This window comes from Streptomyces sp. H27-H5, from assembly GCF_026627505.1.
In the GTDB taxonomy this organism is placed as follows: Bacteria; Actinomycetota; Actinomycetes; order Streptomycetales; family Streptomycetaceae; genus Streptomyces.
This window is the reverse complement of sequence record NZ_JAPNLK010000095.1, coordinates 19,796-29,702: the sequence shown is the minus strand read 5'-3', so window position 1 is coordinate 29,702 and position 9,907 is coordinate 19,796. Positions and strand designations below refer to the sequence as shown.

9 protein-coding genes and 1 pseudogene are annotated in these 9,907 nt (G+C 71.8%); 4 read left to right on the top strand and 6 right to left on the bottom strand.

Features of this window, described 5'->3' with window-relative positions; genetic code table 11:
• Nucleotides 1–262 precede the first annotated feature (262 nt).
• Entirely contained in the window at nt 263–1,090 is an 828-nt protein-coding gene (locus OTB19_RS33880) for a right-handed parallel beta-helix repeat-containing protein (protein WP_324290568.1), read from the top strand.
• A gap of 186 nt (nt 1,091–1,276) precedes the next feature.
• Here OTB19_RS33880 and OTB19_RS33875 read toward each other — a convergent pair.
• Together OTB19_RS33875 and OTB19_RS33870 are read right to left on the bottom strand one after the other, a co-directional pair.
• Nucleotides 1,277–1,893, bottom strand: a pseudogene (locus OTB19_RS33875) (agmatine deiminase family protein); the annotation flags it as partial.
• Nucleotides 1,894–2,101: 208 nt separating this feature from the next.
• A complete protein-coding gene (locus OTB19_RS33870; RefSeq protein WP_267802556.1) occupies nt 2,102–4,165 on the bottom strand; it encodes a SpoIIE family protein phosphatase in 2,064 nt (687 codons plus the stop codon).
• 378 nt (nt 4,166–4,543) lie between these two features.
• Here OTB19_RS33870 and OTB19_RS33865 point away from each other — a divergent pair, with 378 nt between their 5' ends.
• A complete protein-coding gene (locus OTB19_RS33865) occupies nt 4,544–4,858 on the top strand; it encodes a DUF6355 family natural product biosynthesis protein (RefSeq protein WP_267802555.1) in 315 nt (104 codons plus the stop codon).
• Between the two features lie 271 nt (nt 4,859–5,129).
• Nucleotides 5,130–6,131 carry an ArsR/SmtB family transcription factor gene (locus OTB19_RS33860; RefSeq protein ID WP_267802553.1) on the top strand — a complete coding sequence of 334 codons (1,002 nt, stop codon included), beginning with the start codon at nt 5,130–5,132 and terminating at the stop codon, nt 6,129–6,131.
• A 49-nt stretch (nt 6,132–6,180) separates the two neighbouring features.
• On the opposite strand, the gene OTB19_RS33855 is transcribed toward OTB19_RS33860, so the two are convergent.
• The 3 genes from OTB19_RS33855 to OTB19_RS33845 form a co-directional block, all read right to left on the bottom strand.
• Nucleotides 6,181–7,068, bottom strand: a complete 888-nt coding sequence (locus OTB19_RS33855) for an NAD-dependent protein deacetylase (protein ID WP_267802552.1) — start codon at nt 7,066–7,068, stop codon at nt 6,181–6,183.
• A gap of 62 nt (nt 7,069–7,130) precedes the next feature.
• Entirely contained in the window at nt 7,131–7,586 is a 456-nt protein-coding gene (locus tag OTB19_RS33850) for a hypothetical protein (RefSeq protein WP_267802550.1), read from the bottom strand.
• Nucleotides 7,587–7,693: 107 nt separating this feature from the next.
• Nucleotides 7,694–8,230: a DoxX family protein gene (locus tag OTB19_RS33845; protein ID WP_267802549.1), complete on the bottom strand. Its 537-nt coding sequence runs from the start codon at nt 8,228–8,230 to the stop codon at nt 7,694–7,696.
• A 124-nt stretch (nt 8,231–8,354) separates the two neighbouring features.
• Between OTB19_RS33845 and OTB19_RS33840 the strand changes: the two genes are divergently transcribed.
• Nucleotides 8,355–8,864, top strand: a complete 510-nt coding sequence (locus tag OTB19_RS33840) for a cupin domain-containing protein (protein WP_267802548.1) — start codon at nt 8,355–8,357, stop codon at nt 8,862–8,864.
• Nucleotides 8,865–8,927: 63 nt separating this feature from the next.
• On the opposite strand, the gene OTB19_RS33835 is transcribed toward OTB19_RS33840, so the two are convergent.
• Nucleotides 8,928–9,710: a DUF4328 domain-containing protein gene (locus OTB19_RS33835; protein WP_267802547.1), complete on the bottom strand. Its 783-nt coding sequence runs from the start codon at nt 9,708–9,710 to the stop codon at nt 8,928–8,930.
• Nucleotides 9,711–9,907 lie beyond the last annotated feature (197 nt).

The following is a 9,907-nucleotide window of genomic DNA, read 5'->3' as shown; positions in this document are numbered from 1 at the left end:
CGACCAGAAAGAACCTCGGAGAACCCGCCACCGGGACGGCCACCCGGGATACCGGCCTGCCCGAATCCGGAAACCCACCACAAAAGCAATCACACCGCGTGATCAAAGATCACGCGGTGGATCGAGGGTCAGCCTCCCGGCCCCGGCGTATGACAACACGCCCTGCCAGGACATCCTGATCAGCGGCTGCACCCTGCGCGCGGCAGCCGACGGAAGCCGCCCGTTCGGTGCGCTGGTCGGCGATCACGGTGGCGCGAAGGGCGTGGTCCACCGCGACATCCGGGTCATCGGCAACCACATCGAGCGCAGCGCCGCCTACGGCATCCGCACCACCGACTGGCAACAGGCCGTCATCGCCGGCAACACCATCGAATCCGTCGGGGTCACCGCCGTCCAGGTCGGCTCCCCGGCCGGCAACGCGCTCAACGACATCACCATCACCGGCAACATCATCCGGAACACGGGCAGCGACACGTCCACCGGCGGTGCCATCGTGGTGTCCAGTGGAGGCGACCGGCACCACGGCATCACCATCACCGACAACACGATCCGTACGGTCAAGGGCGAGGCCGGGATCTACGTGGCCCAGAGCGACGGCGTCACGATCTCCGGCAACACCGTCGCCGGAACCGCCCGCCCGGGAGGCAACTCCCAGGGCATCCACGTCCGGTACGCCCCCCACGCCGTCATCAGCGGCAACACCGTCACCGACGCCCAGGGGGACGGCATAGGCGTCGACACGGACGCGCAGGGCGCCCTGATCGCCCACAACACCGTCCTGAACCCCGCCGGGCACGGCATCGCGGCCGGCACCGACGACATCGCCCTGCGCGACAACCACGTCACCGGCGCGAACCGGGCCGGGGCGACGGCCACGTACGGCATCCGCTTCGGCGGCAACGCGGCCAACGCGTCCTGCCAGGGCAACGTCGTACGCAAGGGAGACGGCCCGGTTCCCGCCGAAGCGGCCGTCGTCGCGCTCCCCGGCTGCGTCGGCGCGTGGATCACCGGGAACGACCTGCGCGGCTGGGGCGGCGCCGCGATCCTCGACAAGGCCGCCGGCACGCTGACCTCCGCCAACGCCATGTGACGTCCCACATCCCGATGACGGCGGGGGGCCGAACCGAAAGTGCGAGCCATGGCGGCCGTTCACCTGGCGGATGAGACGGGCTCCGCACGCCCCCGAACCTTTCCGGTCACAGCACTAGCGTGACACGGCGGCCGGCAGGCCGTTCTTCCCGCCGATCCACAATGAGGCGTCACCTTCATGAGCCTGCAGGACCACACCGGGCGCGGTGAAGCGCACGAGGCTGTCCACGTGGGCGTCCGTGATGTCCTCCCCGCGGACGCCGGCCAACCAGATCACCTTCTCGACGCCGAGGGTCTCCTTGAGCTCCTTCTCGATGGTGTCCCGGTTCTTGCCGCAGTTGCGGTTGTCGTTGACGATCGAGCTCTCGGTGATCATCAGGGTGCCCTCGCCGTCGGGCTCGAAGGAGCCGCCTTCCGCGACGAGGGGGGCCTGGACCCGGGAGATCCCGTACTTCTTGAGCACGGTGCGCCCGACCAGGGCGTCGTTCTGGTGCTGCTTCTGCTTGTTGCCCCAACCGTTGAAGTTGAAGTCGACGCCTCGTGCCAGACCGCGCTCAGCGCCGGCCAGGACATGAAGGTGCGGGTGTGGCTCTCCCACTCGGCGCCCAAGCGGCGCTTGGCGCCCGCGGTGGAGGGCTGGGAGGAGCCGGCGGTGGCGTCGACCGTGACTCCGGACGCGGGGGAGCAGGCCGAGGCGCCCGCGACGGCGGCGCCGATTCCGGCGAGGGTGCGAAGGACGGTCCGACGGGCGGGGGCAGGAAAGACACGGGAGAACTCCGATCGTGGGCCGGTGGAGGGGTACATCCGGCCAGGGCGAGCGAGAGGATGCGGCTCAGGCGCGCGACTGGTGCGACAACCGGTCCCTACGGACAAGAGCGCGCGCTCCGCGCCGCTGCGGCCGCTTCGCACGGTGGGTGCTGCGGCCTCGATGACCACTCTGGCACTGACTGAAATTTCAGTCGACTCGCGAAGCCGCAGCAACCCGACCGTTCCCCTCACCCCTTCGACCGCCTCAGGGCCCGTTCAGGCGGGCGGCGAGCAGGGCGATGTCGTCGTCGGCCGACGCGGGCACCAGGTGGGTGACGAGGCTGTCGCACAGCGCGTCGAGGGACGGTGCGGGCTCGGCCAGAAGATGGGTGAGCTCGCCCAGACGGTCGTCGATGTCGGCGCCGCGTGCCTCGATGAGACCGTCGGTGTAGAGGACGATCACGCTGCCCGGCGCCAGTGTGGTGTGCGTGGTGGTGAAGCGGGTGGGGCCGACGCCCAGCGGGAGCCCGGGCGGTACGTCGAGAAGGCGCGCGACGCCGTCGGGGGTGACCAGCGCGGGCGGAGGATGCCCGGCGCAGGTGATGCGACAGGCCCCGGTGGCCGTGTCGAGATCGACGTACAGGAAGGTGGCGAGCATCGGTTCGGCCAGGTCGTCCAAGGCGGCCTGGAGCTGGTGGAACATGTCGTCGTGTTCGAGATCGAGCCTGGCCAGGGCCCGGACGCTGGCCGAGAGCCGGCCCATGACGGCCCCGGCCTGGATGCCGTGCCCCATGACGTCGCCGATCACCAGAGCCACGGAGTCGCCGACCAGGGGGATCACGTCGTACCAGTCGCCGCCGACCTCGTTGACGTCACTGGCGGGCAGGTAACGGTGGGCGACCTCGATGCCGGGGGGCGGGGTGATGTGCTGGGGCAGCATGCTGCGCTGCAGGATGAGGGCGGTGTCGTGCTCGCGGTGGTAGAGGCGGGCGTTGTCCACGCACACGGCCGCCCGCGCGGCCAGTTCGGTGGCCAGGGCGGTGTCCTCGTCGCCGAAGGGCTCCGGCGTGGTGCAGCGATAGAACGTGGCCAGGCCCAGCACCGTTCCCCGGGCGAGCAGCGGCACCATCATGAAGGAGTGCACGCCGTGCTTCACCAGCTCGGCCGGGGCCGGGGAGTGACGGGCCGCCGAGGCGATGGACTCCTCGTCCAGACGGGGAATGACGAAGGCGTGACGATCGGCGAGCGGCTGCGTGTAGGGGGCGGCCAACGGGAAGGCCAGGGTGCGCCCGAGGGGGCCGAGGATCTCGGCCAGGGGTGAGCCGGAGGGGGCTTTGCCCAGGCGGCGCAGGCGGGTGCCGGCCACCAGGCCCGATCCGATCTCAGCACCCGAGGCCAGGGACTCCAGCACGTCGACCGTGACCATGTCGGCGAGGTCGGGGACGGTGACGTCGGCCAGCTCCTGCGCGGTGCGCTCAAGGTCCAGGCTGGTGCCGATGCGGTAGGTGGCCGCGTTGATGAGCGCGAGACGACGGCGGCCCGCCTCGGCCTCCAGTTGGGTCTGCTCCTGGATCGTGATGTCGATCAGGGACGCGGCCAGTCCGAGGGGGTGTCCGTCCGTGTCCTCCAGCCTGGTGTAGGAGCACGACCACACCCGGTCCTGGTCCGGGGCGGCCGGGGTGCGGCCGATGCGACGGGAGTCGAGAACCGGCCGGCCCTCTTCGAGTACCTGCCGCATGAGGACTTCCATGGCGGCCGCGTTCACCCCCGGCAGCACCTCGGCCAGGCGCCGGCCGATGTGAGCGGCCTCCGGCAAGCCGTTCATCGCCTCCAGGGCGGGGTTGACCCGCAGGAAACGCAATCGGGTGTCGAAGAGGGCGATGCCGACCGGGGAGCGGGCGAACAGCCCGTCCCACACCGCGGAAGAGCCGCGGATCCGCTGGGCCGCGGCGGCGTCGGCGGCGAAGACCAACACGGTCGTCCCGCCGCGCGGCCGGGCCGGGACGGGCGCCGCCCAGATCTCCACCTCGACCGGGTGCCCGTCCCGGTGCCAGGCGGTGACGGTACCCATCACGCCCCGGGCGGTGACCGCCTTCTCCCACAACGACCTGCCGAGACTCCGGTCCGTACCCGGATGCAACAGATCGGCGATGTGGCGGCCGATGACCTCGCGCGGGGTGTATCCCAGCAACTCCTGGGCGGCCACGTCCCACCGCACGATCCGGCCGTCACTGCCGGTGGCCAGCACGGCCACGGCCAGACCCCCGAGCCAGCCGCCCGCGGCCCGGGCGGCGGGGCTGGTGACCTCGTCGAAGGGCTCGGGATCCATGCGCACCGCCTCTCGCCCGTCGAGAGATCCGCTCCCGCAGCCTGAGGAGTTGCCCCACATGCCTACGTTACCGCCGCCGGGACCGAGCGGTGCTTCGTCGTGCTCCCGGCCCGGCCCGGCCGGGAGAGGACCGGCCGGAGCGCGGCCGCCCCCTTCCCGCGCAGCGCAGACGCACGCTTGCGAACCCCCGTGCGCGAGGGAGGGCAGGCATGCCCGGGAAGCGGCGGAAAGCGGGTTTCACCTGCGGGTTTAAGTCACGGCTTAGAGGCTTGTCGGTGCGAGGACGTCTCTGCAAGTCTGTGCTGCGGCAAAGGGGTGAACGCCCCGAAGTGACATGAAGGGGAGTGGGCAGGAATGCAGCGCTTACGGGTCAATGGCATGCGACGTTGGATGGCGGTCGCCGTTCTCGGCTCCGCCGCGGTGATGGGCACGATCAGCCCTGCGAGCGCGGGCGGTACGGGCAGCGCCGGGGGAGCGGGAATCCGGCCCGCCGCCTCACCGTGCGGGTACTACGCGGGCCGGGAGATCGCGTTCTACAACCACTGCGGCCCCACCACCATCAAGATCAAGCTCGACATCGTCCGAGGCTTCGACCGGACCATCTGCGTCGGACCCGGTGACACTCGGCTCGGCCTCAAGAGCCAGATCAGGGACGCGAACTACGTCGGCGGAGCCGGCTGCCGCATCACGTAACCCTCCGCAGCGTGGCACCGCGTCGCGCTTTTGCGGGCGCGACGCGCGGTACATCGGTGACGACCGAGCCCGGTCGGTTCGCGCCGGAGCAGGAACGGCCCACCCGGCGCCGCCCGAAGGAACGTGCCCGCAGTGAATCCGCCCCCCGGCCGAAGGCCACCCGAGCCTGTTTCGCCTCCGTCCCGGAGGCGATCGGAAGGCGTGTGGTGAGCCCGGCCGGGGAATGCTGCGGGAGCGCGGGCACGCTCCAGCACCGGCAGGGGGCCGATCGGTGTTACGCATTCACTTCACGGCGGAGGATCTCGCGCGGACACGCGTCGCCGCGACGATCGGGGTCGCGGCGGAGACCTACTACAGCCTGGAACTGCTGCGGGGCAGCGGGGACAGCCCCCACTTCCGCTCGTGGCGGTCGGCCGTCGCGGGCCGCATGGGAGCCAACACCCGCCCGCTGACGTCCCTGCTGCCGGTGCGTGGGCCCGGGCTCGACCTGCTCGCCCTGATGGGGGACGGGCCCTCCCTGGAACACGCCGTGGACAACCTGCTCCACGCACCGGCGGCCCGTCTGCGACGAGAGTTCGCGGGCATCGACTTTTCCCTGGAACACCTGCCCTGGGCACGGCGGGTGTCCGAGGGGGACCGCGAGGCGCGTCGGGAACTCGCCGAGGCACTGCGCGCCTGCCATCGGCTGGCCGTGGAGCCCTACTGGCACAAAGGGCGCTCCGAACTGGCCGCGCTGTCCTCCCGCTACACGAACGTACTGCTCGAGGGAGGCGTCGATCTGCTGCTGCGCTCGCTGTGCGCCCCCTTGGTCCGCTGGCGTCCGCCGGTCCTGGAGGCTCCCTACCCGCGCGGGGTCGAGGTCCACCTCCGGGGAAGGGGACTGATCATCACTCCCACCGTCTTCTCGCCCCGCTCGGTGAGCCTGCTGTGGGACCCGCTCGACACCACGCAGCCACCCCGGTTGACGGTGCCGGCGCTCCGTGAGCCGCTGGCCGGCGCCGGGCCGAGCTTTGCGGCCGGCTCCTCGGGCCGGAACCTGGAATCACTGCTCGGCCGCACCCGAGCCGCCGCCCTGCGCGTGACGGCCGAAGGCAGTACGACGAACGAACTGGCCCGCCGCCTCAACGTCTCGGCCGCAGCCGCCAGCCAACACGCGAGGGTGCTCCGGAACGCGGATCTGATCACCACCAGCCGCCGGGGCGGATCCGTACTGCACCGCATCACCCCCTTGGGGCTGGCCCTGCTGAGGACCGTGACCACGACGGAGCCGTGAGCCGTGACGAACCCGGGCGGGGGCGGGGCCTTCGGCGGGGCAGTGCCCCTCAGGCGTCCAGGGGAATGTCCAAGCGGTCGGCCAGGGCGGTGAGGGTCGTTCCCAGAGGCAGCTCGACCCGGGTGACGGCGTGCCGGTCGCCGCGGGTCGGGTCCCGGTTGACGATCAGTACGGGCTTGCCGGCCTGGGCCGCCTGACGGACGAAGCGCAGCCCGGACATGACCGTCAGCGAGGAGCCCAGGACCAGCAGGGAGGTCGCCGCACCGACCAGCTCGCGGCAGTGTGCGACCCGCTGCGGCGGAACGGTTTCGCCGAAGAACACCACGTCCGGCTTGAGGATGCCGCCGCAGTTCGTGCAGGGCAGCACGGTGAAGTCCCCGACCTGTTCGTCGGTGAGATCGGCGTCACCGTCGGGGTTGAGCCCCGCGGCCACCGGTTCGAAGCCCGCATTGGCCGCTTCCAACCGCAGGGCCAGTTCACGGCGCGAGCCCGAGGCGCCGCAGGACAGGCAGACGACCCGGCCCAGGCTCCCGTGGAGTTCCACCACGTCCTCGCTGCCGGCGGCCTGGTGCAGTCCGTCGACGTTCTGGGTGATCACGCCCGACAACAGTCCCCGGTGCCCGAAGGCCGCCACGGCCCGGTGCCCGGCGTTGGGCCGGGCGCGGCCGAACGTGCGCCAGCCGAGGTGGCTGCGCGCCCAGTACCGGCGTCGGGCCGAGGCGCTCGTGGTGAAGTCCTGGTAGGTCATCGGGGTGTGCCGGCGCAGGCTCCCGCCCTCACCCCGGTAGTCGGGGATGCCGGACTCCGTGGACATGCCCGCCCCGCTCAGCACCAGCACACCGCCCGCCTCCAGGGCGTCGGCGACGGGCCCCGGATCCGTGGTGCCGGGCCGCAGGTCCTCGGTGGGGGTCCAGGTCAGCGTGGGGCGCATGCGCATGACGCCAGCGTACGGAACACCTACGGAAGACGCGGCGCCGGGCACAGGCGGTGCCCCTTCGGTCAGGCGCCGTTGCCGTCGGAGGGGCGTCGGTCCCCTCCGGGGCCCGTGCCGCTCCCGTCGGGACCGGGCCGCAGGTCCAGCATGTTCAGGAGCGAGGCCAGGTCGTCGGGGCCGGTGGTACGGGACGCGACCGCCTCGTGCGCCCGCTCGCGACGGGCGGCGCCGGTCGCGGAGGCGCCCGGGCCGCCGTAGGGCGCGTCCGGGTCGCCGTGGGACGTGTTCCGGTCGCACCGGGGTCCGTCCACGGCATCCGGGCCGGTACCACCCCGCGGACCGGGGCACATCCGGTGCTCGCCGGCGGTGGCACAGACCGCGACGGATACAGCGGCCGTGCGGTGCCGCGCGCAACGGACCGCCACGGTCACCGTCCGGGCCAGAAGACGCGGGCCGAGCGCGACCGGCCGGAGCAGGGAGCCGACCGCTAGGCGCCGAACGGTCCGGCGAACGTCTGTCATGGGGCTCCTCCTCCTTGCGAGCGGTCGCGACCGGCGGCGGTCACGACCCGGGACGCGTCGTGCTCCGTGATGTCGCCGGCCACGGGGACCGGCGACGGACGGGCACCTCAGCGAGGATCGGCGAGGGCGGCGGCCGCCTTGACCCGGGCGGCCGTGGTGGCCGCTGCCACCTCCACGGGACGGCGGACCGCCCTCACCGGATGCCTGTGGTCGAGCGCGTGCCGGGAACGATAGGCGAGCGAGGGCTTCCCGTGGGTATCCGCGGCGGCGATGAGCAGACCTCCCACCGCGGCGAGGTCCGTCAGGAACCGGGCACGCTGTTGCGCCCGCTCCTCCGGATCCTTCACCGTCCAGAACGCATGGCTCGTGAGCGCGGTCGGTACCACCGCGGCGGCGAGGGTGAGCGCGGCCAGCCGCGGGGCGCGCCCCGCGGCGATCATCAGGCCCGCTCCGACCTGGATCGCACCATGGACGCGTACCAGCTTCAGGGGGTCGCCACCCGCCGCCGGGACGCGCTCTCCCACGGCCTGGGCGAAGGGCTGGAAGACCTCCGCCGCGTTCTCGGGCCGGCGCAGGGTGCGCAGGCCCTCCACGATGTGCGGGGCGGCGAGCAGGGGACGGGCGAGCTTTCGAAGGACAGCCATGTCCCGCTGCTGCCCCGCCGCGGCCCGTCCATCCATGGTTCTCCTCCGCGAGGGAAGAACAGCACCGGGCGGCTGGTTGTCACGGCTGCACCGTCCACGCAGGAGTGACCCGGGAGGGACAGACATGTCGTATCCGTCGTATCCGTCGTATCCGTCGTATCCGCAGGCCCGCTATGCGGGGGACAAGGGCGAGGTCAGCGCGGTGTTCCGGCCCGTGGACACACCGGCGGACCTGTCGTCCCCGAACGGCGACGCGACGCACTACCTGGCCACGAAGGCTTCCACGAACGGCGAGTTCGGCCTCTACCGGGTGGAGATGAGCGCCGGCGCGGGAGGCCCGAAGACCCACTTCCACAAGACGTTCTCGGAGTCGTTCTTCATCCTCGACGGCACCGTGCGGCTGTTCGACGGCGCCGACTGGATCGACGCGAAGAAGGGTGACTTCCTCTTCGTGCCGCAGGGCGGTCTGCACGCCTTCCGCAATGATTCCGACGCCCCGGCGGAGATGCTGATGGTGTTCGCGCCGGGGGCACCGCGCGAAGAGTACTTCGAGGGGCTGTCGCAGCTCGCGAACGCGACTGACGAGGAACGCACCGAGTTCTTCGTCAGGCACGACTCGTACTTCGTCGAGTAGGGCGGGCGGCGCGAGTACGAGGGCCCGGTCCGACCGCCTGCCGTGCCGCTTGCCGCCTGACCGTCAGCTCGCGGCGATCGGACCCTGCGCGGCCTTCACCCGCTGGAGTGCGGTCAGTTTGCGCACGAAGACGACGGCCAGGACGGCGGCGACGATGGTGATGACGTCGGTGACGGCGCCGAGGGCGGAGACACTGTGCATCGCCTCCGCCGTGTTGGCCGCGACGTACCGCCTGGAGAAGACGCGGTCGAGGACCATGGCCGCGACGAACACCGTCCACCAGGCGGTCACCGGGGCGCTGGACACATGGCGGTACGAGCCGTCGGGCGCTCGCTGAGTGCTGGCCTCCCAGGTCTCCCGCGCCGTCCGGTACGGGAAGAAGAGGTTGGCGAACGGGACGAACCATCCGCCGATGGCCCAGCCGGCGGACTGGCTGAACCCGTCGGGACGGAAGACCTGGCCGTTGCAGCGGACCCGGTGGAACCAGATGATGAAGACCACGATCGTGGCCAGGCGGAGGGCGGTCTGCGCAACGCCGGTCGCACCGTTGAGGAGGTCGGCCAGGGCGATGCTGTCGTCCTCGACGCCTGCGGGGGCGTCGACGAGGTCCTTCATCAGCCCCCGGATGTACAGGTGGACCCCGGACGAGACGAGATCGGTGGTGGCGCCCACGGCCAACAGCACGGTCAGGGCCGTCGCCAGTCCCTCGGGCGAGCGCAGCACCCCGGCGGCCTGCGGCGGCGAGGCGGGAGCGGGATGGGGCGCCGGCGGTGGTGGCGTCGTCGTCGGTCCGGCCTCGGATTGAGGCGACGGCGACGGCGGCGGGCCGGACTTGTTGAAGGACATGACGGAGTACCCCCCACGGGAACGTGCGCGTGCGACATGAAGACGGGCCGCCTGGCGGGCGACCCGAGCCGCCTGACGATATGCCATGTCCACGCCCGTCGTCCAAGGAGTTCGGCGGTGGGGCGAACGGCCGAACCCGCAGGTCGGGGGGTCGTTGGCGGGGTGAGGGGCGAACGGCCCCGGGATGAGGGACCGCC